The sequence below is a fragment of the Phyllobacterium sp. P30BS-XVII genome, from assembly GCF_014138335.1.
Taxonomy (GTDB): Bacteria; Pseudomonadota; Alphaproteobacteria; order Rhizobiales; family Rhizobiaceae; genus Phyllobacterium; species Phyllobacterium meliloti.
Genome location: NZ_JACGXO010000014.1, coordinates 31,151 through 55,334, shown reverse-complemented (window position 1 = coordinate 55,334; position 24,184 = coordinate 31,151). Strand labels below are relative to the sequence as shown.

The 24,184-nt window shown below is 53.3% G+C and carries 29 protein-coding genes; 19 read left to right on the top strand and 10 right to left on the bottom strand.

All coding sequences use genetic code 11. The features are described from left to right. Positions 1 to 23 precede the first annotated feature (23 nt). Positions 24 to 521 (bottom strand): hypothetical protein, encoded by a 498-nt coding sequence (locus FHW17_RS24740; protein ID WP_182511063.1) that lies wholly within the window; start codon positions 519 to 521, stop codon positions 24 to 26. A gap of 60 nt (positions 522 to 581) precedes the next feature. Continuing rightward, positions 582 to 1,262 carry a response regulator gene (locus FHW17_RS24735; protein WP_182511062.1) on the bottom strand — a complete coding sequence of 227 codons (681 nt, stop codon included), beginning with the start codon at positions 1,260 to 1,262 and terminating at the stop codon, positions 582 to 584. 300 nt (positions 1,263 to 1,562) lie between these two features. Here FHW17_RS24735 and FHW17_RS24730 point away from each other — a divergent pair, with 300 nt between their 5' ends. After that, entirely contained in the window at positions 1,563 to 1,823 is a 261-nt protein-coding gene (locus tag FHW17_RS24730; protein ID WP_182511061.1) for a hypothetical protein, read from the top strand. On the opposite strand, the gene repC is transcribed toward FHW17_RS24730, so the two are convergent. Then, entirely contained in the window at positions 1,792 to 3,084 is a 1,293-nt protein-coding gene (gene repC / locus FHW17_RS24725; protein WP_182511060.1) for a plasmid replication protein RepC, read from the bottom strand. The two genes, FHW17_RS24730 and repC, sit on opposite strands and share 32 nt — an antisense overlap. A gap of 356 nt (positions 3,085 to 3,440) precedes the next feature. Next, the gene (locus FHW17_RS24720) at positions 3,441 to 3,800 is read right to left on the bottom strand and encodes a MarR family transcriptional regulator (protein ID WP_182511059.1); all 360 of its coding nucleotides are present in this window, start codon (positions 3,798 to 3,800) and stop codon (positions 3,441 to 3,443) included. A gap of 221 nt (positions 3,801 to 4,021) precedes the next feature. Here FHW17_RS24720 and FHW17_RS24715 point away from each other — a divergent pair, with 221 nt between their 5' ends. Both FHW17_RS24715 and topA read left to right on the top strand, forming a co-directional pair. Further along, positions 4,022 to 4,273 (top strand): hypothetical protein, encoded by a 252-nt coding sequence (locus FHW17_RS24715; protein WP_182511058.1) that lies wholly within the window; start codon positions 4,022 to 4,024, stop codon positions 4,271 to 4,273. Next, complete coding sequence (gene topA / locus FHW17_RS24710) at positions 4,270 to 6,234, top strand: type I DNA topoisomerase (RefSeq protein WP_182511057.1); 1,965 nt, start codon at positions 4,270 to 4,272, stop codon at positions 6,232 to 6,234. Before FHW17_RS24715 ends, topA begins: the two co-directional genes overlap by 4 nt. A 26-nt stretch (positions 6,235 to 6,260) precedes the next feature. Here the strand turns inward: topA and FHW17_RS24705 are convergent, their stop codons facing one another. From FHW17_RS24705 to FHW17_RS24680, 6 genes are all read right to left on the bottom strand, one after another. Next, entirely contained in the window at positions 6,261 to 6,875 is a 615-nt protein-coding gene (locus FHW17_RS24705) for a hypothetical protein (RefSeq protein ID WP_182511056.1), read from the bottom strand. Next, a complete protein-coding gene (locus FHW17_RS24700; protein WP_182511055.1) occupies positions 6,872 to 7,462 on the bottom strand; it encodes a thermonuclease family protein in 591 nt (196 codons plus the stop codon). The genes FHW17_RS24705 and FHW17_RS24700 overlap by 4 nt, the downstream gene beginning before the upstream one ends. Before the next feature lie 77 nt (positions 7,463 to 7,539). Then, positions 7,540 to 8,193, bottom strand: a complete 654-nt coding sequence (locus FHW17_RS24695) for an acyltransferase (RefSeq protein ID WP_246707028.1) — start codon at positions 8,191 to 8,193, stop codon at positions 7,540 to 7,542. Next, positions 8,190 to 8,642, bottom strand: coding sequence for a hypothetical protein (locus tag FHW17_RS24690; protein ID WP_182511054.1), 453 nt, complete (start codon positions 8,640 to 8,642; stop codon positions 8,190 to 8,192). Before FHW17_RS24690 ends, FHW17_RS24695 begins: the two co-directional genes overlap by 4 nt. Beyond that, a complete protein-coding gene (locus FHW17_RS24685; RefSeq protein WP_182511053.1) occupies positions 8,639 to 8,965 on the bottom strand; it encodes a hypothetical protein in 327 nt (108 codons plus the stop codon). Before FHW17_RS24685 ends, FHW17_RS24690 begins: the two co-directional genes overlap by 4 nt. Positions 8,966 to 9,084: 119 nt before the next feature. Further along, positions 9,085 to 9,651: a hypothetical protein gene (locus FHW17_RS24680; RefSeq protein WP_246707027.1), complete on the bottom strand. Its 567-nt coding sequence runs from the start codon at positions 9,649 to 9,651 to the stop codon at positions 9,085 to 9,087. A 222-nt stretch (positions 9,652 to 9,873) separates the two neighbouring features. Here FHW17_RS24680 and FHW17_RS25305 point away from each other — a divergent pair, with 222 nt between their 5' ends. The 16 genes from FHW17_RS25305 to FHW17_RS24600 are packed head-to-tail and all read left to right on the top strand — an operon-like array spanning position 9,874 to position 24,098. After that, the gene (locus FHW17_RS25305; RefSeq protein WP_246707026.1) at positions 9,874 to 10,758 is read left to right on the top strand and encodes a lytic transglycosylase domain-containing protein; all 885 of its coding nucleotides are present in this window, start codon (positions 9,874 to 9,876) and stop codon (positions 10,756 to 10,758) included. 10 nt (positions 10,759 to 10,768) lie between these two features. Then, complete coding sequence (locus FHW17_RS24670) at positions 10,769 to 11,095, top strand: TrbC/VirB2 family protein (protein WP_348643779.1); 327 nt, start codon at positions 10,769 to 10,771, stop codon at positions 11,093 to 11,095. Positions 11,096 to 11,098: 3 nt separating this feature from the next. Next, positions 11,099 to 11,404: a VirB3 family type IV secretion system protein gene (locus FHW17_RS24665; protein WP_182511051.1), complete on the top strand. Its 306-nt coding sequence runs from the start codon at positions 11,099 to 11,101 to the stop codon at positions 11,402 to 11,404. A gap of 26 nt (positions 11,405 to 11,430) precedes the next feature. Continuing rightward, the gene (locus tag FHW17_RS24660; protein WP_182511050.1) at positions 11,431 to 13,848 is read left to right on the top strand and encodes a VirB4 family type IV secretion/conjugal transfer ATPase; all 2,418 of its coding nucleotides are present in this window, start codon (positions 11,431 to 11,433) and stop codon (positions 13,846 to 13,848) included. Then, positions 13,845 to 14,645, top strand: a complete 801-nt coding sequence (locus tag FHW17_RS24655) for a hypothetical protein (protein ID WP_182511049.1) — start codon at positions 13,845 to 13,847, stop codon at positions 14,643 to 14,645. Before FHW17_RS24660 ends, FHW17_RS24655 begins: the two co-directional genes overlap by 4 nt. Positions 14,646 to 14,647: 2 nt before the next feature. Beyond that, positions 14,648 to 15,388 (top strand): type IV secretion system protein, encoded by a 741-nt coding sequence (locus FHW17_RS24650; protein ID WP_182511048.1) that lies wholly within the window; start codon positions 14,648 to 14,650, stop codon positions 15,386 to 15,388. A 32-nt stretch (positions 15,389 to 15,420) separates the two neighbouring features. Then, positions 15,421 to 15,603: a hypothetical protein gene (locus FHW17_RS24645; RefSeq protein WP_182511047.1), complete on the top strand. Its 183-nt coding sequence runs from the start codon at positions 15,421 to 15,423 to the stop codon at positions 15,601 to 15,603. After that, complete coding sequence (locus FHW17_RS24640; RefSeq protein ID WP_182511046.1) at positions 15,600 to 15,821, top strand: hypothetical protein; 222 nt, start codon at positions 15,600 to 15,602, stop codon at positions 15,819 to 15,821. The genes FHW17_RS24645 and FHW17_RS24640 overlap by 4 nt, the downstream gene beginning before the upstream one ends. Positions 15,822 to 15,824: 3 nt before the next feature. Continuing rightward, entirely contained in the window at positions 15,825 to 16,835 is a 1,011-nt protein-coding gene (locus FHW17_RS24635; protein ID WP_182511045.1) for a type IV secretion system protein, read from the top strand. Positions 16,836 to 16,858: 23 nt separating this feature from the next. After that, positions 16,859 to 17,581, top strand: a complete 723-nt coding sequence (locus FHW17_RS24630) for a type IV secretion system protein (RefSeq protein WP_246707025.1) — start codon at positions 16,859 to 16,861, stop codon at positions 17,579 to 17,581. Beyond that, positions 17,578 to 18,381 (top strand): P-type conjugative transfer protein VirB9, encoded by an 804-nt coding sequence (gene virB9 / locus FHW17_RS24625; protein ID WP_182511044.1) that lies wholly within the window; start codon positions 17,578 to 17,580, stop codon positions 18,379 to 18,381. The genes FHW17_RS24630 and virB9 overlap by 4 nt, the downstream gene beginning before the upstream one ends. Continuing rightward, positions 18,371 to 18,592, top strand: a complete 222-nt coding sequence (locus tag FHW17_RS24620) for a hypothetical protein (protein ID WP_182511043.1) — start codon at positions 18,371 to 18,373, stop codon at positions 18,590 to 18,592. Before virB9 ends, FHW17_RS24620 begins: the two co-directional genes overlap by 11 nt. Then, positions 18,582 to 19,829: a type IV secretion system protein VirB10 gene (virB10, locus tag FHW17_RS24615; protein WP_182511042.1), complete on the top strand. Its 1,248-nt coding sequence runs from the start codon at positions 18,582 to 18,584 to the stop codon at positions 19,827 to 19,829. Before FHW17_RS24620 ends, virB10 begins: the two co-directional genes overlap by 11 nt. A 2-nt stretch (positions 19,830 to 19,831) precedes the next feature. Beyond that, entirely contained in the window at positions 19,832 to 20,908 is a 1,077-nt protein-coding gene (gene virB11, locus FHW17_RS24610) for a P-type DNA transfer ATPase VirB11 (protein ID WP_246707024.1), read from the top strand. Further along, on the top strand, positions 20,905 to 21,399 hold the full coding sequence (locus FHW17_RS25135; protein ID WP_210276021.1) for a thermonuclease family protein: 495 nt from the start codon (positions 20,905 to 20,907) through the stop codon (positions 21,397 to 21,399). Before virB11 ends, FHW17_RS25135 begins: the two co-directional genes overlap by 4 nt. Continuing rightward, positions 21,396 to 24,098, top strand: coding sequence for a type IV secretory system conjugative DNA transfer family protein (locus FHW17_RS24600; RefSeq protein ID WP_182511041.1), 2,703 nt, complete (start codon positions 21,396 to 21,398; stop codon positions 24,096 to 24,098). The genes FHW17_RS25135 and FHW17_RS24600 overlap by 4 nt, the downstream gene beginning before the upstream one ends. Positions 24,099 to 24,184 lie beyond the last annotated feature (86 nt).

Sequence of the window (24,184 nt, the reverse complement as noted above, 5' to 3'; positions counted from 1 at the left end):
GCTATCAGGAATGTTTGTTGATGCTATTGTTCTTGTTGCAGAACAGCAAGGAACCATATCCACTTCGAATGGTCTTGCGGATCATACGCCCTAGGCATTTTATCAAATGGCCAAACGATATAGAATGGTCCATAATCCTCAGATTCCAATGCCCTGAAACTACCCTCCTCACATTTTCCAGTTTTTGCTTCGGATTTGGTACATTGCACTTCTGAGGCAACAATTGGATTGTAGCGTTTGATTTCATCCATATCGATCCTGGCCGAGAAATCATTAGGTGCAATGCCCTTGATAATTTTCGCATTAGCCATGCCGTTTTTGGCTAATATCTCGGTCAGTGAAAATCCGCGATAAGTACGAGCTACTCCGCTTGTCCACGGTGTGACTGTCGTCAGGTCACGGTAGGTGAAGTCGTTCTCCAGATCTTGTAATGAATAAACGGTGATCGGCTTTCCCGCCTCTCTTTCAACAACAATTTTCGTCGGATCTTCATCGCCAGCTCGAGCGATTGTCGTAGCCATTGACGCACATAACCCAAGGCTCAAAGCAAGGTGAAACATCTTCATTGTCTAAAACTTTCGCTATTTCTCAGGATTGGTATTGTTTTTCGCGTTCACCATTTCACGTCCGTGAGCCAATATCTTGCTCCGGGCACGCTTGTATTTTTGCTCAGCCATCTCAGGGCTTTTCATTTTGAAATGCCTCGCCATCAGACCGAAGAGTTCATTTCTTTTCATGCCCTTTGGCCGGTTCTCAACCCATTGGAGGCATTCTTCCTCCGACAGGGAGAGGAATGGATAATTATATCCAGGTAAGGCATCACTGATGGTTTCATTGCCTCGATGCATAACAAATTCTGACCGCGTCATCAGCTCAAGAACGCTGGCGAGGGTAGGAGCGTTAAGGCGAATTTTTCCCAAGTAACCTTTTGCGCCAAGCTCCCTGCAGGTTTCTGCTTCATCACTAGAATACCGACCAGTGATGACCAAATGCACAGCAGCTGGTGTGGTACTAATAATGCTTTCTAGAATGGAGTATCGGACTTCGCGAGACTCCATATCTCGCTCATCGTCAGGAAGACCCGGATCTATGATAATTAAATCAAATTCTTCTTTTTCGATTGCAGATTGTGCTGCACTAAAGGTTTCTGCTGTAACAGCATGTTTTCCGGACGTTTTAAAATGACGGCGTAGGTTATCAGCATAGAAATAGTCATCTTCTATGATCAAAACTTTGTCTATGTTCTCAGAAACGTCAGCCATGGGCGTGTTCCTATCAGGGCTGCGAAGCGATGAATAGGTATCACCACGGCACCTAATCATTAGGCCAGAGTGAAACCGATTTCACTCATAGTTATTGATATCACTGATGAATTTGGAACAAAAATACCGCATAGGTATCAGGCTGATACCTATTTATGACAATTGAAACATGCAAAAAATTCATCCGGTGGTGTTTATATAAAACCAAGCGGAGTGAACATGAATACAGCTGTGCGGATAAATGTTCTAGTTTCAGATCAAAGTCAACATAGAATCTCCAACGCTCTTTGGAATTATTTCATGCGCCATACCATCAAAAGCAGCGAGTCTTCTGCAGCAGACGACGGCGAGCCTTCTCCATTAGAGGTTTTAGGCGCTATTTTGCTTACTGCCCAGACGATTGATAATGAAGCCGGCATTCCTGACATCAAAGGACTATACCAAAAATTACATGATCAATTCGGCATTGATGGAAGGATCGCCGATATTGCGGTTTACCGGATCTGCAACGACGAGTATTTCTCGTACATTAATGATGCTGCATCTGGTTCAGTTCGTTGATGACACGCGAATGCGGTGTTTGCTTAGTCAGTGCGAACAGAGATCGGCTGATGTATAATTCACCGATTGAAGCACGTTGGACCAAAGCTTTTAGATAACCACTGGGATTTGTTACCAAACCGAAACTTGCTTTTTCAACAGTCAATGCAAGCGCCGAGATCGCCAGATCTTCCCCGAGTGATTGTTGAGCTCCCAACCACACTTGCGGATTAATGGTGGCGGCTTTGCACAACGCCGCGGCCGACCCGCGTAGTGTTTGCCAGTTTATGAATATGTCTGGCAACATCTCACGTACATTTGGACAAGCATTCTGGATGAGTGAGAGTGAGATATTAAATGCATCATCGTTTTGCCTACCCTGTTGCCTACAATTATTATCGAGGCAGTCTTTTGACGTCATATCGTGTTTTATCGCTGAAGAGGACTTCTGCGCATCATGATAGATCCAGTTGGGGTTCTCATGAGCATTACAGGAATGTACGTTGGATTTATCAGTCGTAGTTTGTAGGGGCCGAAATTTAGATAGCGCGGTGTCTATTTCTGGCACATTGTGTAGCACGTCGAATGCGTCTTCTGCGTCATTTCTCAAGGTTGTCAGCTCAGCAATAATTCCATCCATTTCATCCAATTTTGAAGGTTTTCTATCAGAAATTTCTTCTAGCCTGGCCCATAGGTATTGCCACGCATGCGGGAAGCAATCACCGCTTTCAGTGAAAACGCTTGCAAATATCGACCGAATTTCCTTGCGAAGGATAGTTCTACGGTAGTTAAAGTTTTTGGTTTTGGTGGCAACAAGCTCTGCGTGTTCAGCCATTGAAGATAAATAGTCGAAGCGCATTGCTATGGGAGAAAGATCGATTCCGTAAGCTTCAATGATTTTTCCGTCGGCGTCTCTGCGACCACTACGCTGATATGTGGGATGATCACTATAGCTGATTAGACCGGCTTGAACTAATCCATGGAGATGATGCTTCAAGGTCGAAATGCAAATCCCCAATCTTCTGGCGAGCGTTTCATTCGAAGGCCATACGATGGGTCGTGAATTTGGATTCTCCCAATCACAAGGTTTGGAGAATGCAAAAAGCTGATCGATGAGTGCGATCTTTGCAGCCTTCAAACCCAGACCGGAAGCGGCTCGCTTGCTGACCCGTAGTGCAGCAACGCGCGAGACAATTCGAGTTGTGGTCTGACCATACTGGCGAGCACTACGGTCCGTTCTCATAGATACTGGAGTGGTTTTTCTTAATCCAGAAGCTGACATCTTCAATCCCGTCGTTCAAAACGGCAATAGAAAATCGCTCGTCAAAGAGACGTCATCACTTGACAACAATAGTGTTTTCCGTGATGATCGACCTACTTAATTCCTTGGTGGTCTGACCATCATCTTCAAGCAATTTATGCTTTGACGAACCGACCTCGAAAGTTTGCCGCTTTCGGGGTCGTTCTCGTTTTGCCTATTGGTTTCTCCTAATCACTACTTCTCAAGCGTTCGGACATGCCGAATCACTGTGTTGCTCTTCGGTTCACGAATCGCACAAAAACCATTATGTGCGACGCAAAACCGTTCGGCAAGACATCCTGATATCACAATATTAAAAGTTAATTATAGTGAAATGATTATCGCTTTGTCTGGATCAGTGCCAAGGATTCGAACAATTCATCGGGAATAACGAATTTGAAGGCGCGCCCGCGTCCTCCGGTATTTAAAATACTTTCTTCTCTGAGCAGCTTTCGCTCCAAAAGGGGCCCAATGATTTCGAAAAAGGCGGAACGGCTAACGCCTGAATATTCAATAATATTATTTACAGTAGTCTCTTGCCCATCGATTTGAAGATAATAGATCACACTCATCATACCGACTTGTTTAAGTCGGGCTGCTGGTGTCTCTCCCTCAACAGGGTTTTCCATGATGTGCTTCATAACGGCCGCTGGAAAGTTCAGTTGTGACCACATCGATACGTTATGGCTTTTCATCATTCTATTATTCTGTTATCAGGATACAAGAGCTTTTCTCGCGTCAGAAGCAACTGTCGCATCATTCTAGGTTTGTTGGAAAAACATCGTGGAAATTCCTGTGCTTGGGTTAAAAATTTCAGTCACCTTATACTTCAGAATGGCCAGATATATCTACTCGCTCATGTGCGTGGAATGCTCAGAGAATGCACTAGCAGTGTCTACGAGTATCGGAGCACCCCGAAATGGCCGATGATCATGAACCCGCGTGGGTTGCTGCACATGCATTGTCAATTGGCTCAAAGGAAGCATGGCTCGCCTTCAGCGAGATCATGTTCTCGTTAGGTGAATACAACGAAGCGCATCGGTCAGCACTCCTAGAGCGGTATCAAAAATGGGAAAAGCTGGTGGATTCTAACGCCATAGAAATCAAACTGCGGTTTCGGCAACTGGTCGACGAAAAACTTGAGGCATGGAACCCGAGAACCAGTCCGTGAAACTGTTGATTATCGAGTCCCCGGGCAAAGTGAAAAAGCTGTCGGCAATTCTCGGCGATGAGTACGAGATTGTTGCCAGTATCGGACACGTTCGCGATTTGCCCACAAATGAGATTGCGGTATCAGCGCCTGATTTTCGACCAAAGTACGTCCTATCGGAAAGGGGCGCGGCCGTTATTGAACGCATTAAACGACGGATCACCTTTGCTGATGAAGTTTTGCTTGCCACTGATCCTGATCGGGAAGGTGAAAGCATCGGTTGGCATTTAAAGGAGGTGTTGGGGCTTGTTAGTCCCAAACGCGTGACATTCAATTCAATTACCAGGGAAGCGGTGCTGTCTGCAGTGCTCGCCCCGCATAGTATCGATGTCCGTCTCGTTGCCGCGCAAGAAGCGCGGCGGGTGCTGGATCGCCTGGTAGGATATCTGGTCAGCCCAGAGATCAGTAACAGACATGGCGAGAAGCTTTCGGCTGGACGTGTGCAGAGCGTCGCAGTGCGCATCCTGGTCGAAAGAGAGCGGGAAATAAAACACTTCAGAAAAACGATCCATTATGGCGCTGAGTTGATATTCGACAAGGCAACAAAGCCTTGGTCGGCCAAATGGATGCTAAAGCCCGATTTTGTCAAAGACGACGCCACTTACTTCATGGACCAGAGCTATGCCGAAAGTGTCGCCCGCTGCACGCACGTTCGCGTGCTCTCATGTCAGTCGGGTGAAACACGGCGTGCGCCATATCCGCCTTTCATAACATCAACGCTGCAACAGGCTGCGAGTGTCCTGTTGGGGCTTAATCCCGAAAACACCATGGCAGCTGCTCAAGCTCTCTATGAACAGGGATTCATCACATATCACCGGACCGACAATCCAAATATTGCCGATGAGGATATGCCGCTGATCCGGTTGGAAGCGGAAAAAATAGGCTTGGAGACGACTGTTCAGCAGAGGCGCTGGCCCGCCAAGGAGGGAGCCCAAACTGGTCATCCGGGAGTAACGCCTACACATTGGGATATGCTTGCGGCCGGGGAGACAGAGCCTCAGCGATTGCTTTACCAGATGATCCGGCTGCGCTCTATCGCATCCCAACTGGTCGATGCACGTTACGCAGTTCGGGTTGCAACATTATCCAGCAGAGCTGCAGACGGTAGGTCACTGAAGTTTGAGGCACGCGGCCGCGTCCTTACTGATCCTGGTTGGCTGAAGTTGAAATCAGCATCTGCCGATGACGAGGAAACCGATGGGGAAGAGGATAATGACGAGGATAATCCCGTGCCGGATTTATCCGTCGGTTCCGAGATCGCCGTTTCCCAAGGTAAACTCACCACATCAGAGACAAAGCCTGCGAAGCGCTACACAGAGGCATCCCTGATCAAGAAGCTGGAAAGTGAAGGGATCGGCCGCCCATCCACCTATGCGGCAATCATGAGTACAATCATCAAGCGTGACTATGCCAAGGTCAGGCAGAAAATGCTCATACCGACCGAAAAAGGCTGCACAGTCGTAGACATACTCGCGGGCCGATTTGGTTTCATGGATCTTGATTTTACAAGAAAGGTCGAGGCCGAGCTGGATCTGATTGCGAGCGGCCGACAATTGTACAAGCCGACCGTCGCGGCATTCTATCAGAAACTGCAGGCGGAATTGCTGGCACTGACACAATCCATGCCAGCAAAACCATCAAAGAATATGGTGCTTGCTGTTCAATCCAAAGCGAGGCGGGAGGGGCTGAGTGTACCTGATGGCGTCCTTGCCTCGGCGGTAGCCTGTCGCCATTTTCTCGGCCCCATGGAGAACCATGATGCTCAGCGTTCAAGGCCGGCAAGCGATAAGCAGATCGCCTTGCTGCAAAAATACATTGATGCAGGCAAGGTAGCAGCACCGAAAGGTTTTCCAGAAAATCTGAGTGCGGTAGACGCGTCAAATGCGATCGAGACGGTCATCAAACAAGCCAAAAGAAAATAAATGCCGTAGCTACGGCGTTGAGCAGCTCAATCTTCGTTCGTGTCAGCACCGTCAAGTGGCAGCAGCGGAAAGCCGACTTCGGCTATATGTATCTGGTTGAAAGCTTCGATCGCATCGTCCCGCAAAGAGAGAACTTTTCCGGCCTTGCCTTTTGTGAGGTTGGGAACATGTGTTCGGGTGACAACGCCCCGATGTTCCATGACTTTGGATAGGATCTCCAGTTGGGTGTAATGGGAATCAACACTTTTAGCCAAGGACTGTATTGTCGGACGGCGACCGCTCATGATTTCGACAGCCAGGCGATTGATAAACGCGATTTGTCGATAGCGCGTTGAACCCGTGTCCTTTTCAAAACGCGATTTGTCGATCATCTGGGAAAGTATGAGAACATCAGAAGATGCCGGCAGAGGAGGAGCTGGTGTTGCCTCCATTGGTTTAGCCGATTTGCCTGCCATAGAGGCAAGACCGGCTATCACGAGCTGTCCTAAAACCACAGGAATTCGTGCGCCCAATGTGTGGGCCATATTGATAACCTTTTCGTGTTCCTCGCGGGGGAGAAACAGTTTGGTCTCAACGTGACCTGGCTCGATGGATTCTGCCCGCCATTTTTCCCGATATTCCGAATATTTCGATTTTGTCATGGCCTTTGTGTCTTACTCTGCATTGCTCCAAACAGAATGAGGTTCGGATGAGGCATATCGGAATATGCCCACAGTCCGGCCTTACCCTGCTTTGCCGTGGCTTCAGCCACAAGGTAAGGCATGTAGACAGGTTTGGCATCATTTGAAAAGGCTGCGAATGCGAAGCCTTGGGTAATGAGGGCGGTTCCTAAATCGAGTGACTGATCTCCGACATGAGAGGAGCAGACGACAAGAATGGTTGGTTCTACGTCGGGCTTTTGAGCCGGCAACTGCGCAATGGGTGAGCAGGTGGGTTTGGTATCGCGCACCATAGCGGCCAGCATAGCGAGCGACACGGTCCCGCAATCCTGCTTCAGGCCGGACTTGTCGGTGTAGGTCGTACCGCGGATGCAGGACTGGATGCCATAAAGGCGAAGCTTTTGGCCATCCTGTTGCCAGGTATCACCGGTTAAGAAGGCGACATTGTTCTCAGGAATGCTGAATACCTGCGCAGAAGCGCCAGTCGCAGGACCGTCCTTATCCTGCGCACTAGCGGAGAAAGGGGCAAGCACCGAAAAAACGGCGGCGAAGGCAAGAGACCGCTTCAATTCTGAAACTCCATTATCAATATAGTGAGAGGCTTGAGGGGAAGTCGGGTCGGCCGCCTGCAATTGCGACGGCCGAGCTATGGCTTTGACGGGGCAATACAGTTCACGCCGTCGCTGGATTTTGTGATGCAGCTGACATCATATCCGGCGCCGGATACCAGGTACTTGCAAACACTTGTGCCGGCGCCATCAGATGTTCCAGGGGCATTGCAATCCATGCCAGCGGCTACCAGTTTGGCGAGTTTGCTAGTTGGCCCTGCGCAGCCAAATTGGCAAGCTTTGAGGATCGATGATTGTGTGAGAACGGCACAGGTTCCATTATAGCAAACTTCTTTGCCAACCGCTGACGTCAGACCGCCCTTTTGCGCAAACTGCCACTGGTTCTGCTGATACTTCACCCACGCCGCGGTTTGTGCAGAGGGGTCGTTCAAAAATTGCTGAGGCGTTCCGGAATAATATTGCTGGATCGTGCCGCTGTCACAGAACTGAAAGGCACCATAACAGCGCACGCCGTTGACGAGTGGCGAGATACTGGAAAAGTTGCCCTCACTTTTTGAGACGTTCTCAGCATATTCGGCACATGCACTTGGCATTCCGGCATTCATAAGACTGACGGCACTTTCACCAGCCAGCGCGGCACTGGCACTTAAACCGATAACAAGCGCCGAATTTCTGGAAATAAGTTTTATTACACAACCAGTACTTGCGAAAAAGGAGCCGGTTTTGTTCATTTCATGGGCTCCACATCGTAAGAACCCACAAATGGTTTTATCTCATCAGAAATTTCTTCGGTCGTGATCTTCTTGTAGTTTAGCGATAATGTGGCGGAGCGGCCCAGCAGCGTCTGGCCTTCGGCCATGGTTTGAACCTTGCCATCCGGACGTGTCAATTGCAGGACGAATGAGCAGTTGCCCTGAATATTGCAGGAACTGTCGAGTTGGGACAGAAGCCATTTGCCAGCCGGAGTTTCCAATCGCGCGGTATAGATGCTTGGAAGTCTCGGAGGATTGCCAAATTCGGTGAGATCTGTATCCGGCCAAATACCATCAGGGTCGTGCTGCACATTTTTATGAGACAGGACCAGATTAAATTTATAGCCGTCGGCAGCGGCAACGGGCAGGGATGACACGCTCATCGCGACAAGGACGGTCGTCATCATCAGTCGAATTTTTTGCTTCATCGGAATTTCCTTCTAAGATAGAACCGGATGCCGAGCCATTTGTCGTAAAAGAAATAACAAAGGGCTCGTATGATGAAATAGACCCGGCGAATGATACGCCAGGCCACATAAGCAGCGGTGCAATAGACGGCTGCAACCGCAATGGCGGCATAGGGATGCGCAATTGGATCGGCGGCCAATGCAATAGCCTCATCCATCGCCTTGCCTAACAAAACAGCTCCAAATCCCAGTACAAGTAGAATGGTGACAAACCATTCGACTATGCCGAATGTCACACCCTGCTGTTCGGGCACGTAGATATAAGTTGGCTCATTGTTATCCATGGTTGATAGCTCCTTTTTCGCAAGGCCAGTATAACATTGCTGCGATCGGGATGGAATCCACCACTCTTTCCATGTGCCTGTTTTTCTTCAGTTTTTAGAACTTTCGTGAACTCGGAAAACTACTTGTTCAAGTCGAACCAGAAGCGTTGCTTCACGCCCTTGATGTTTGGAATGTCGAAGAAGTATGGCTTGGCTCGCAATTTGCGCGGTTGCGTCTGGATCACTTCGCAGGAGGATCCGTTGTGGCCGGACTCGGCATAGACTTCTTGAGTCTCGATACCAACCCCTGAATTCCGGACGAGATCGCGCGTGGCTTTGCTGTTGCAGCGTCCTAAAGATCGCGTGCACACATTCTGTTGACTGCTCGATCCATGTTCCGATGTTGAGCTGGAACCAGTAGCCGTCCAACCTGCAGGGCAGGGCTCGTAGGGCTCAAGACCGGGTTTTCCGGCGTTTCCCTCTTTACAGATAGGCCAAGAGAATCCGGGCAATTTCATAGCTGCGATGAGTTTGGTCATTGGCGGCACACAATACGGCACGCCATGCCAAGAGGGCGTTTCTGAAGCAGCGCAAAGCAAGACCTGACAGCCCCACGATGCATCAGCTGCACGAGCGGACGTATTCACAGTCAATAAAATCCCTGCCGCCCCTATCGATGCCAAAAAGCCACTACCGAGTATTTTCATGTGATCCCTCATCCAGTGCCAGAAAATATTTGTTGCTAGGTTCATAATTATCATTATAGATGATATTATGTTTCGTCAACAATGACTATGCCGCACGACTTCGGATAAGCAGGATAGTTTATAGCAATGATTGCCACTTCAAAAAGGCTCATATTCGTCTTTATAGATGGATTTGCGAACGCGGGCAACATCGTCCGTTACCGCAACGCATTGGGTGTGATCATGGCTTTGCACACCACCTCATACGCTGCAGCAGAGGAGATAACCTCGCGCAATGATCCGGTGCAGGTTTCAATCGTTGAAGATGTACGTTCCGATCTCATCACAAAAAGAGTCGTTGAAGCCTCTACCCTTGGCTCTGCAGATGCTCCACGCCTACAGGCGAATGCGTTCGTGCCGGTGACACCTGTCTCCGTGGCGATCATTGATCAGGCTGGCGATACCGGGTTTGGGCAAAGCACCCAAGCAATTAAGCCAGTCACAACAAATAGAAGCGATGCATCCGCTTTTCGTTGCAGGAACGGCGAATTTGAGCCTGCTACGATTAAAGCGATGATCGTTGCTGAAGCGGCGCGGCAGGACGCCGATGCGAAGCTGGCCCTTGCCATTGCTGACCAAGAATCCGGCTTTGGCACGAACGTGAACTCTGCTGCCGGTGCTCGTGGCATCATGCAGCTCATGCCGGCAACAGCAACGCATTATGGCGTGACCGACATATGCGATGCCGCACAGAACATTCGTGGCGGCATAGCATTCCTGAAGGATCTTGATGTGCGGTTTGGCGGCAACGTCATGCTGATGGTTGCCGCCTATAATGCCGGAGAAGACCGGGTGCTTCGTTCCGGCGGCATTCCCTCCATTTCAGAAACCGTCAATTACACGGCGCGGGTAACGAACGCTTACTACGGTTTCGACAATGCTCTGAAGGGCGGAAAGCGGGCGAAGACAAATCGTTTTGCCAACAATCAAGGGCAATTGCCCGCCGATGTAACCGAACTGCCGGTCCAGAACGTCAGTGACGGATCTCCAATTCCCATCAATCAACCCAAAACTGAAACCGCCAAATCCGGGGAATGGATCGGCGGCTCGGTTCTTTATGTTCAATAGGAGAGAAGAAGTGAAGAAATCTCATAAGGAAAAGCTCATCAAGAGTGCCTGTGCTGTCGCCATGGTTGCATTCGCTATACTTGGCAATCCTGAAATCTCTGCAGCCGCAGGCGGCGACGTATTCCAGCCAATCAACAACGTGTTCTCGCAAGTTTTGACCTTCATGACCGGCACGTTTGCAACGACAGCCGCAACCATTGCGGTTGGCGCTGTCGGATACCTGGCTCTGACCAGCCGCGTGCCATGGTCATGGCTCTTTTCCATCGTTGTCGGTGTTGCCTTCATCTTTGGCGGCGCACAGCTTGTCTCGTCAATCTCCAGCGGCGTTGGACAGTAAGTCATGGGCGCGGGTGAAGGTGATCAAGAAAAGCCGCAAGCTGTTCCCCTTGTGCTCGGTCTCACGCGACCGCGCATGCTCTGGGGTATCCCGTGGGGATTGTTCGTGGCGGAAATCGTTCTGGTGTTGATGATCTTTCTCAACACCAAGAACCTCCTGATGTTTCTGCTGATCCTGCCCATGCATGCGGCGTCCTATGTCCTCACCATCAAGGATGTGCGCCTCGTCGATATCATCCGCGTTCGTTTGTCCAAATGCGCCGGAACCCGCAATGGCAGGTTCTGGGGCGGCAATTCATACACACATTGAAGTCTTGGCACGCATTGAGGAAAACAATGGCTATTCAGCGGGCAGTTCGCGGATCACTTGATTTTGGATCAATCGCAGCACGTGAGAAGAAGATTTCTTCGCATGTGCCGTATCTGCGCCATGTCGATGAGAACACGTTGCGCACCAAAGACGGCATGATCCTGTCGATTATCAAGATCGATGGCTTCTGTCACCAGACGGCCGATCAATCGGAAATCGATATGAAAGCCAATGTGCGCAACACGTTGATGCGCTCGCTCAGCGACAGCCGTTATGCTGTCTACAGCCATATCATCCGCCGCCGCATACTGCCGCAAACGACTGGATCCTTTTCCAACCCGTTCTGCCGGGATTTGAATGACCGGTACATGCAGGGTCTTACCGAAAAACGCATGTATGTGAATGACCTGTACCTCACCATCATTCGCCGCGGGTTTCAGGGAAAGGTCGGCATAGCGGATGGGTTTGTTTCGAGGTTTCGCAAGGCTGCCGGTGTTTCTGCACAGGCACTCGATGGCGAGGCGAGAAAGGAACTCGAACAGCAGGTTGCCAATATCCAGAAAGATATGTCGGAATATGGCGCTCGCGTCCTGACGGCGGTCAAGCGCAATGGCAGCGTGTTTTCAGAACCGCTGGAATTTCTGGCACAGCTTCTGAACGGCGCGCAGGAAATTCCGATGCTTCTTCCCCGCATGGGACTTGATGAATATCTGCCGACCCGCCGCATAACATTCGGCAAGCGGCAGTTTGAGCTGCGCGGTGCAGTGGACGCTGAAACCCGCTTCGGCTCCATGGTGTCCGTGCGCGAATATACATCATGGACAGTCTCGGGTGTCCTTGATGGCCTTTTGAAAATACCCGGCGAATTCATCGCAACGCAGTCCTTTGCCCTGCAGGACCGTGCTCCGGTTCTTGCTGAAATTGCCAAGGTTGAACGCCAGATTGCAGCCTCCGACGAAGCCGGCACATCGCTTGAGTCGGCCATCAACATCTCACGTGACGAGATCGTCAATGGCCGCGCCGTGATGGGCTATCACCACCTGACCGTCATGGCGATCGGCGACACGCTGAAGGAACTGGAAACCTGCGTTCAGGCCGTAACCAAGGAAATCCAGAATACGGGCATGGTGACGGTGCGCGAGGATCTGAATGCCGAGCCTGCCTTTTGGGCACAATTACCCGGCAACTTTGCCTATATCGCACGCCGCGCCATGATCTCGTCGCGTAATTTCTGCGGCTTTGCCTCGTTTCATAATTTTGCCGTCGGCAAACCAACGGGCAATCATTGGGGACCGGCGATCTCCTTGCTGCAGACGACGTCGATGACGCCGTACTATTTCAATTTCCATCGCCGCCAGGTTGGCAATTTTACCGTGACCGGTCCTACCGGATCGGGCAAGACAGTTGGGCTGTCATTCCTGATGGCACAGGCCATGCGCATTCATCCGCAGCCACGCTGCGCCTTCTTCGACAAGGACCGCGGTGCCGATGTCTTCATCCGAGCCATGGGTGGTCAATACGAGGTGCTGGAGCCGGGCGTACCAACCGGCTTCAATCCGCTGCAGCTTGCAGGCAGTCCAAGCGACCGGGATTTCGTGCTCAATCTCCTGCGCTTTCTTGTCCGTCCAAGAGATGGGCGTACCGACCTTTCGGCCGAGCAGGAAAAAATCTTGGAATCCGCCGTTCAGCAGATTTTCCAGATCCCGGTCCATGAACGCAACTTTGCCGAAGTTTCGCACCTGCTGCGGGGAGGGGAGCAGGCAAGTCATGACGATCTTGCTTCCCGCTTTGATGTCTGGTGCGATACGCGCGGCTGGCTGTTCAACAATCCTGCTGATCTTTGGGATGATGAGAAAGGCATTTTTGGCTTTGACCTGACCAAAGTGCTGGACGATCCGGATATCAGGACGGCCGCTCTTGGTTACATCTTCCATCGAATCGAAGGCATGCTCGACGGCAAGACGCCGATGATGCTGTTCATCGACGAAGGCTGGAAGATCCTCAATGACGACAGGTTCTCCGGGTTCGTCACCGACAAGCTGAAGACCATCCGCAAGCTCAACGGCATTGTCGGCTTCGGCACACAGTCGGCCAAGGACATTGTGTCATCAAAAATGGCACATACGCTGCTTGAGCAGACACCGACCAACATCTTCTTTCCCAATCAGAAGGCGGATGAAGAAAGCTATATCCGTGGCTTCAAGCTTTCGCGCGCTGAATATGACTGGGTGCTGAATACACCGCAGGAAGCGCGGCAGTTTCTCATCAAGCACGATCATGACAGCGTCATCGCAACGCTCGACCTCTCCAGCATGCTCGATTTCGTCAAGGTGCTTTCCGGCAATGAAGCCAGTGTTGCTGAATGCGCGGAGCTGCGCGAGCGCTACGGCGATGACCCGCAAAATTGGCTGCCATATTTCTGCAACTGGAGGACTGAAGCATGAAATCTTTCGCTCTTTTGCGGCTGAAATGCATGATCGCAACGACCAGTTTAGCGGTCCTCTCGATGCTATGTGCTCAGCCGTCTATGGCACAGGTTCCGACCAATGATGCTGATAGGACCCGCAAGGAAACCAACACACAAGTCTGCATGGAGCGGGCCCGCACCTACAAAAAGCGGACAGAAGCCCCGACAACTGGCGTGAAGGGAAGCTTTGCCGATCAGGGCGGTGGCGGTTCGCTATCCCAATCAGGTGGCGGCGATATTATGGGCGGCGCTTTCGGTGGAACGACTGTTGGCGGTGTGGATCTTGGCAGCATCATGGGTGTGGCCAGCAGCATTGCGGCGCTCAAATCCAAAAATGCCGGGAACGTCATCAATGCGCTGTCAGCGGTCAGCGGTGCAATCCAGCAAAACAAGACCGACCTTGAAGGTCAAGGTCAGGCAATCGGATCCGTCAATTCGATCCAGGGAGCATTTGACCAGAATTCTTCCGGTCGCCTGTCGGAGGCGGGTATCTGGGGGCAGGCGGTCCAGTCGGGCACCACGCGCCTGCAGATGCAGAACCAGCAGCTCCTCGATCAGACAGCGGCGGCAAGCGCCACCTCCAATATCATGGCCTATGACAAATCCAAGGTTCGCCTTGTCGATGATGACAAGGTCAAATCCGACAACAGCCAAACGCCCTCCACAGACAATACCAGTCTTGATGCCATTCAAAAGGAACTGGCGCGGCTGCAGGAAGAAGCGCGGAAGAACGCTCTTACCAACCCGAATTCAACCCCGAACGAAGGAAACTGATCATGCAGGATAAAGCAAAGTATTTCTCCTTTGGCGCAGGCATTGTCGCCGGCTTCATCGCCCTATCTGGGAGCGCATCGGCACAGGTTCCGGTGCGGGACGATGCGACCTTGGAGCAGGCGACAAAGACGGCGGCTCACACTTCCGAGATCATGAAGTCGAACAGCAACATTCTTGATACGGTCAACAAGACGCTCGAGGCTGTGACGGGCAACAGATCCACCTCGAGCATTGCCAACGCAGCCCTTGGTTCCGGCTTTTCCATGGGCGGGGCTCCGGACTTCGGCTCCCTGATGGGCGGGCAGATGTCGTGGGGCAATCTTGGTGAATTCGGCAAGACCGCATCCACCATCCTCAATGCCCTTAATCTCGTCAAATCCCTGACGGGAAAGACCGATGCTGCCAGCTTCTCCGGATCGGACAAGGCCTATCAGAGTGCCGTCAATACCGCGACGGCCCTGCAAGGCATGATATCGGGCACACAATCAAGTGCACGACAGCGCAGCCAGGCTTTTCAGCAGGCGGGCCAGCTGATCGGCACCGCGCCTGACATCAAGGGCTCCATCGACCAGAACTCGCAGCTGCAGACGCAGACGGCGCAAACCGTCAACGAGCTGATCGGTGTCATGAATGCCGGCAATGCCGCCATGAATGCGCAGCAGATGCAGGAACTGGCGGCACAGGCACAGGCCGCCAAGGTCATGAGCTACGATCCTTCGAAGGCGAGGTTCGTTGCGCCATGATGCATTTCCTCAGGCGATTGGGTCAGTGGAAAATGACCCTCATATTCATCGGCGCTTTGCTGTTTCTCGCCTATGCGCTCTCGGATCTGTCCGGCGTCATCAGCGAAGATGTGACACTGCGCAAGCAGTCGATCGACAGTGAAAAAGCCACTGCCGAAAAGACGAAGAAGATCATGGATTACGATCCGGCTAAAGCGAGGCTGGTGGCACCATGAAATATCTTACCAGACATCTGATCGGCATTGCCGCTCTTGGTGCGATCGCGCTCATTCTTCCCGCCTGTGCCGGACATAAGGAATTGAAAGCTCCTTGTTCGGCAGCTCTCAATTCAGGCTCCTTTTGGTCCGGTTCGGCCTATGCATCGGAGGGATGCGGCCCGCTGCTCGACATCAATGTGGCAACACCTCCAGCAGCCGCGATCGTGGAGAACTAAGTTATGGCCGGTTCCAACGACATCTTTTCAGCGCTTTTTGGCAAAGTAGATAGCATGGGTACCACCATGGTTCAAACGCTTTACGGTACTCTGAGCACTGCGCTACAGCCGGTCTTTCTTGCCGGCATGACCTGTTTCGTAGCCTGGTGGGGCTACGAGATGCTGTTCGGCCGCGCACAGATGACGGCAGGCGCTTTTGTCTGGCGGCTTGGCAAGCTGCTTCTCATCTATTCCTTCCTATCCTCCTGGGGCACCTATCAACCCTTGATCGTTGCGCCTCTGGTGGAAGCACCCAATGCCATGGCGGCAATGGTCTGTGAGGCGGCTGGCGGCAAGTCCTGCGGGTCGAGCGGTGCATCTATGAGTCAGGGTCTGACCGACATCTGGACGGCGGGAATGGAAGCCTCGAAGACGATTTCGTCGGCAGGCGGCTGGACCGGGGTTGGACTGATGATGCTTGCGATCTTCGTCATGGCGATTGTCGGCGCACTCGTCGCTGTTGCAGTGGTTCTCCTGATGATCGGCAAGATGACCATGTTCATGCTGTTGGCGATTGGGCCGATCATCCTGTGCTTTGCCATGTTCAATTTTACGTCCCACATCACCGACGGCTGGATGCGATCACTCGCGCAGTATGCGCTCCTGCCCATCATTGTTTACGGCTTGCTCGGCGTCATGCTGCTGCTTCTGCAGGGCACACTCAATGATGTGCAGGGCATGACCGCTGATACGGCAATGACTGTCATCGCACCGTTCCTGTTGATGTGCGTCGTTACAATGCTGGTCCTTAGAATGTCCCTGAACATCGCACTTGGCATAGCTGGCGGCGCGCGTCTTGACCGCCCCAATGGATATTTTCGTAGAGCCGCCGGTTTTATGGGACGCACCGGGATTAACGGCGCAAGCGCTTTGTGGGGACAGATACCCGGCAGGGGTGGGTCATCCGCAAACATGTATGGCTCGGATGCGTCGCTCGCGCAGGTTGAAGCGGCCGCAAGGAATGCACGGCGATGAATATGATTGAAGGAATTTCTCAAATGAGCGGGGATAGTATGACGACAAGCGAACCAGCCGTGATTGATCCAAAATATTACAGTGACGGTGAGCGGTGGGAGAAATCGATCTATCGTTCGGTTGCCATTTCCCGCGGCATCTGGCGTACCGTGGCGATCTGCATGGGTGCAACCTCGGTTGCCGCCATCGGTCTTCTCTGGGTGATGCTGCCGCTCAAATCCTTCGACGTGGTTGTGCTTGAAGTCGACAAGACAACCGGCTTTGTCGAGGCGAGCCGGCCACTCAAAGCAGGCGGCGATCTTACCCAGAACGAGGCCGTTACACGGGCCAATATCGTCCGCTTCATCCGGGCACGTGAGACCTATGATCCAAAAGGCCTTCGCGATAATTTTGAACTGGCATCGCTTTATTCAACCGGTAAGGCTGCGGCCGACCTTGCAGCAGCCTATGCCGGTTCCAATCCCAACAATCCGATGAAGCTTTATGGACCGGGCGCAATTGTCTCGGTTCAGATCAAGAGCATCATTTTCCTGAACGAAAAGACAGCCGCAGCACGGTTCTCTACTACCCGCACAAGTGTGCAGGGCACCGTTATTGAACATTGGGTTGCCAATGTCCGCTTCCGCTACACGTCCGAACCCATGCGCAATGACTGGCGCTTCGACAATCCGCTCGGTTTCCAGGTGACGGAATACCGGCGCGATCAGGAAACGATCACGCCTGAAGTACGCGAGGTCAAGCCATGAGGGTTCGCACAGGCCTTCTTCTCGGTGTGGCGCTGACGGTCCTTGTGCAGACAAGCGGTCTTGCCTTCGCCGAAAGCACACCGAAATCGGTCAAGGCCGACGAGCGTATCCGCACTGTCACCTACCAGAAGGACAACATCATCTTCCTGTCCGGCATGATGGGCGTTTCGACCATGGTGGTCTTCAATGATGATGAGCAGATTGCAACCGTTGCCATGGGTGACAGCCAGAGCTGGCAGGCAGTTCCCGATCAGTCGAAAAAATTCCTGTTCATCAAGCCACTCGAGCCCAATGCGGTCACCAACATGAATGTCGTCACCTCAAAACGTGTCTACAATTTCATGATGAAGGGTTCGCCTGTTGGTAATTCAAGAACCGCTGTCATCAAGCTGCGTTTCTCCTATCCCGATGACGAGGCAGATGCGCGGCTGATGGCACAGGCGAAGATCAATGCCGCCATGCCGAATGTGCGCGCAGCTCTCTCCGATCCCATGAAGGTCAATTACGATTACGGTTACAAGGGCGATAGGGAAAACAAGCCCACATCGGTTGCTGATGACGGAACCAAAACGTTCTTTGAATTCACCGGTGAAGTGCCCGGCATCTTTGCCGTCAAATCGGATGGCAGCGAAACTCTCGTCAATTATCGCCGCGAGGGCAATTACATCGTTGTCGACAAGGTCAACCGGCAATGGACGCTGCGCAGCGGCAAGATTGCGACCTGCGTCTTCAATATGAAACTATCAGGCGGACGTGCGATTGCGGCAAGCAGCGTGGGAGGCCGCGCCTATGACCGCTGATATCAAGCACCATGAAGAACCCTATGACGCGTCCCGCGATGCGCATGACAGCTATTTCCTCGCCGTCGAGATGAAGCGACGCCGGGGAGACCGGCACTGGCCCGAAGCACTCTGCCTCGTCACTTCCGGGCCAGTGCCGGCAACCAATACGCCAGTAATCACTATCGAGAACACGAATCTAACAAGCAGGGGCGCGGGCCATGACGATTGATTTTGAACGCGAAGCCAGCATTGGTGAAACAGTTGCGGTCAAACATACCGGCCGGTCGAACCCGCTTGTAGCAGGCCTGCTTGTCACGGTTGCCATCGGTGCGCTCGGTTATGCCGCCTATACGTCGTACCTGAAGCCCGCTGCAAAATCGGACCTTACCACCAATGAAGAGTTTCGCACGGCAAGCTCGGCGCCGAACCTCTCCTTCAGCGTGCCTTCGCTTCCAGTTGATAACAAGCTGGTGATTGAACCACCCCCACCTGTACCGGAACCGGTTGTTGCTCCTGTTATCGCTGCCCCGGTTGTTCAGATTGATGATGGCGCTGCGCGCCGTGCAGCGGAGGAAGCTGAACGCCTGCGCCGGGAAGAAGAAGCACGCCGTCTGGAGCGGCTTCGCTCCAACATGCTTGTGGTTGACGGATCTGTTGGACCGGGTAGCGGATCGCTTGCCGGATCAGCTGCGGATGCCTCGGCAGCCGGTATGGAAGGCGATGAAGATGCCAATCGCCGTTTCCTCGGGCGGACAGCTGCGCAGAATGTAGAGATGGTCGATGCGACGCAAAATCATCGCATCGATGCTTTGATCCCACAAGGCACACTCATCCGCGGCATACTGGAAACGGCAATCCAGTCTGATCTTCCCGGCATGGTCCGAGCGGTCATTTCGTCAGACATCTATTCCTTCGACGGCCGACGCGTGCTTCTTCCGAAAGGCACGATGCTTGTAGGCGAATACAAGAGCGGCCTGTCACGCGGTCAAACCCGGGTGATGATTGTCTGGACGCGGGCACTCAGGGCTGACGGAACATCCATTTCGCTTGGCTCTTATGGAACCGATGATCTTGGCCGCTCCGGTGTCGCCGGTGTTGTCGATAAACATTATCTCGAACGCTTTGGCGCTTCCGCGGTTCTCTCTATTGTCGGCGGCGTGTCGTCATTTGTTGCCGGGTTGAATTCGAACGGCTCTTCAAATGCTGGTTCCGGTTCAAACAACAACAATAATGGCGCAACACAGGCTCAGCAGACCATATCGCAGACAATGTCCGACATGGCCAATCAGGCGCTGAAGGATTCCATCAACATTCCGCCGACTATCCATATCGATCAGGGTACACAGATCATGGTGTTTGTGCGCCGGGATCTGAATTTCTCCTCGCTTTATCCCGATCCGGTCAAGGAAGCGCTTTACGAACTGCGTCATCCCGGATCCTCGCGCAACCCAAAAGGGATGAGATAGCGATGGATAGCGGAGTGATGCCGGTGCCTGATATGGAGAAGGATGCCATCTGGGCGGGCATGGGCACCTATATGCGCCATGCGGCCGAACCGATCCGGCAATGGCTGCAGAGCCCTGATGTTATCGAGATCATGTGCAACCGGCCGGGAGAAATCTGGGTTGAGGAGCGCGGCGTTGCCCATATGGTCCGCCACGATGTTCCAAAGCTCACCTCAACGGCAATCATCAATCTTGCGCGTCACATTGCCGGCAGTTCCAGCCAGAATGTCAACGAAGTAACGCCGCTCCTCTCAGCAGCCATGCCGAACGGTGAGCGGTTTCAGGCTGTCTTGTCGCCGGTTGCCAGTCTCGGCGGGGCATTCTCCATCCGCAAGCAGGTTATCACGGAAATGACCATCGACCAGTATCTGGCCATGGGCGGGCTCGACAATGTGAAGGTCAGCGGTCCCCGGCTGGTCGAACCGGACACAATTTCTGAGCTGGACAACCAGCTCATTGATCTCTTGCGCGATCCGGCACCGCAAGCCCGCCGCGAATTTCTGCGCTTTGCCGTTGAAAACCGTGTGACCATGCTGATCTCTGGCGGAACGTCCTCCGGCAAGACAACCTTTTTCAACGGGCTTCTGAAGGATGTTCCGCAATGGGAGCGTCTCGTTTCGATTGAAGACACGCGCGAGTTAAAACCTCACCAGCCGAACTATCTTGCCCTTGTGGCCTCCAAGGGCGGGCAGGGCAGGGCAAAATCCACTATCCAGGATTGCCTCGAGGCGGCGCTGCGTCTGCGCCCGGATCGCATTTTCATGGGCGAGGTGCGCGGCGCTGAAGCGTTTTCGTTTCTGCAGGCGATCAACACGGGTCATCCAGGCTCCATGTCCACCTTGCACGCCGACAATCCGATCGGTGCCTATGAGCGGCTTGCCATGGCAACGATGCAGGGCGGGTTGGGCCTCACCAAGGCTGAACTTCTGGAATTCGTCCGCTTCGTCGTTCCCGTCATTATCCAGATCGCACGGGATCCGAAGACCGGGCGGCGCGGCGTTACCGAGATCCATTTCAACAAGTGGAGTGCCACCAGATGAATGCCGTGAAACTGACGACATTGATCCTGATCGCGACTGCTTTGATAGGTGCTGCGATACTCCTGTATCCAGCCTTCGCGCTTGAAAGGAGCCAGATGGAAATTGCTGGCGACCGGATCATCGTCATCGACGGCGATACCGTCGCCCTGCCTTGCAAACCGGAGACCGGGTTCGTGCGCGGTTGTGCCGAAAAGGTGCGCCTGAAGGATATCGACACGCCGGAGGTTTCGCACCCGACATGTGAGTTCGAGCTGCAAAAGGGCCTTGAAGCCAAAGCCCGCCTGCGTGAGCTGATGTCGGGAGAGGTGGTCAGCATCAAACGCTCTGGAGAGATTGATCGCTATGGCCGCACTTTGGGTTGGCTGGTACTGGCAGATAGCTCCGATGTCGGTTCGATCCTCCTGCAGGAAGGTCTGGCGCTAAACTGGACCCCGGGTTCCAAAGCCAAGGCAGCACGCATTGCCCACTGGTGCGGAGGTGTTTCCCAATGACCCTCAAGCCTTACGAAAAAATCGCTCTCATGACGGCCGGTCCCTGTGTTGCTGCCGCTGGCCTCTTTCTGGGCTGGTCTGCCAATTATGCCGGTGCAAGCTTCTTCGTCCTTAAATCCACCGCGATGTGGAAGGCTTTCTTTGGCGGCGATCTCATGATGCCAGCCAAACAGCTTGCCGCTTTTGCATCCGACGCGCGGATCAGTCGGATCGGCATGATTGCGGCGGGAGCAACGGCTGTGGAAGCAACTGCCCTCAGCATCGGCGGATATCTTCTGGTGAAGCGGCCCTGGGCGGTCAAGCCGCCTGCAGACGGATCGCGCCTTGCCGAACTCAAAGACCTGAAGAAAGCGGGATTGCTCGATGGCAAGCCCGGCACTTCCATCCTTCTCGGAACATTCGGCAAGGGCAGGGGAGCACCGGAAGTTCGCTACAGCGGTGACAGCCATTTTTTCGTCAATGGTCCATCGCGGTCCGGCAAGGGCCGCGGCTTCGTCATGACCAATCTGCTTGAATATGAGGGCAGTGTCATTGTCCTCGATGTGAAACTGGAAAACTTTGAAAAGACCGGACCGGCGCGTCTTGCCATAGGCCAGAAGTGTTTTGTCTTTGCCCCCGGTTCAAAATTCTCGCATCGCTGGAACCCGCTCGATGTCGTGCGCAACTGGCCGGAGCGTTCAACTGATCTGATCAACCTTGCCGCAAGCCTGATCCCGCTCGATGAAAAAGAGACCGCAATCTGGAAACAGACCGCCCGCACCATTCTCGCCGGCTGCATGGGCTATGTGCTGGAATCGAAAACCATGGAGGGCAGGCGCACCATCCGATCGGTCCTGCGGATGTTTTCTTCAGGCACGACGTTCTCGCACGTCATCTTCAATATCCTTCGGGAAGAGCCGGAGCTGAACCCGTTCATCCGTGACATCTTTTCCGAACATCTCGGCCGTGATGAAGAGCAGCGGCCATCGTTCGAGGGGAATGTCACGACGGCACTTTCGGCGTTTCACAATCTCCTGATTGCAGAGGCAACCAGTGCCAGCGATTTTGATATTCGCGAGCTGCGCCGCAATCCATTCTCGCTGTTTATTGCAAGCCCGGTTTCCGATTTCGGCACGGTCGAGCCGATCCTGCGCCTTTTGATCCAGCAGATCCACGATGTGATGCTGCGCGCGCTTCCGGATAAGGATGAACCGTACAAGATCCTGATGATGCTGGATGAGTTCTATCAGTTCGAGCGCCTTCCCGAGATCATCAAGCGAGCGCCACTCGTTGCAGGCTACGGCATGACGATCGCGCTGATTGCCCAGAATATTCCCCAGATTGACGAGCGTTACGGCGTCAAGACCCGTGATGCCCTGCTCGGCAATATGGACATCAAGCTCAATATCGCCGTTGGCGATGATACGACGGCAAAGATTGTTTCCAGCAATCTCGGCCGCCAATATGTCGAGCGGGAAGGATGGGGCAAGGCAGGCGGCCTGCTCCTGAGCAAACAGGCCTCGCAGGGCCGCTTTGAGCTGATCCCGCTGATGGATAACGATGCGGTCCTGCGGCTTGATGACAGTTCAACCATCCTGCAGATCCGCGGCACCTACGGCGCGGTGTTGAACAAGCTCAATTTCTACACCGATGACCAGTTCGTCACCCGGCGCAAAGAAGTTTCAGGCTTTGCCGGCAGGATGCCAAAGCCTGAGATCAAGCTCACGCCCGAATGGCCTCTGTTTCAGGACCGGCCTGCCGCAATGCTGGAAGCATCAGCCACACCGGCTCCCGTTTCGTTTGCAGCTTCGTCGCAAGGTGCGCCTGCAGTTGACGCATCGGTCGCTGGAAAATCATCCATGGACGACCAAGCGACAGATACGATTGACCTGGCTCGTTCGGTCTATCGTAATGTCGATCGCTTCACTCTGGTCTATCGCGACGCCATTGCCTCGCAGGACAATGATGCAGCGGCGCACCTTTTGCGGAACCTGCGCGTACGGCCGGAATTTTATGGACCGCTGCACGGCGACACATTGTTTCTTGATGTGAGAGCCAGGCAGGCACGTCAACGTGCTTTGGCGGCAATACCGGCATTGCGTTCCGCAATTGTCAGTGCCCGCCGCACAGTGACCGAAGAACGTGCCCGGCTCTATGTTGTTGGCGGGCAGAACGGTCGCAAGCCTGCATTGACGCTTGTTCATCCGGTTTCTGTCCTGGACGAAACTGCAGTGGCAACACACGCAGCAGAGATTGCGCAAACAGTCCCGGTTGACATGGATGATCCATTCGCAAGTCCTGCTCCGGCTTTTGCAGATAGCGATGATCCATTCGCGGATCCGGTCGTGCCTTTTCCCGTCATCGCAGATCCGTTCACCGCTCCGCCAGCAACGGCGACGGCCGATCAGGCGATCGAGGATGATTCAGGAGATGAAGCTGGCGACGACGATGACACGCGCATCGATTTCGGCTTGGCGGATGCCGCCGCACAGATTGACGAAGTGAAGTCTCTTGCCGCCTCGGCTGTCGGAAGCGGGCATGTATCGGAAACTGGCGCCTTGTCCGGCGCCCTCTCGCGGATGAGCGAAAGTCTGACCGCCGCCGCCTCTGACGAACCGCTGTCCATGGCGTCCGTCATGGCGCTTTCACCTCCAATGGCTGACAGACCAAATCTGAAGGCCGCTAAACCGGGCAGGAAGGATCGACGGATGAACACATGAGAATGCTGTCCGGGCGAAGTGGACCGATGCGTTGCAACCGCACCGGCCCTTGGCTCCGACATTGATGCAAAAACCTATCAAGCAAT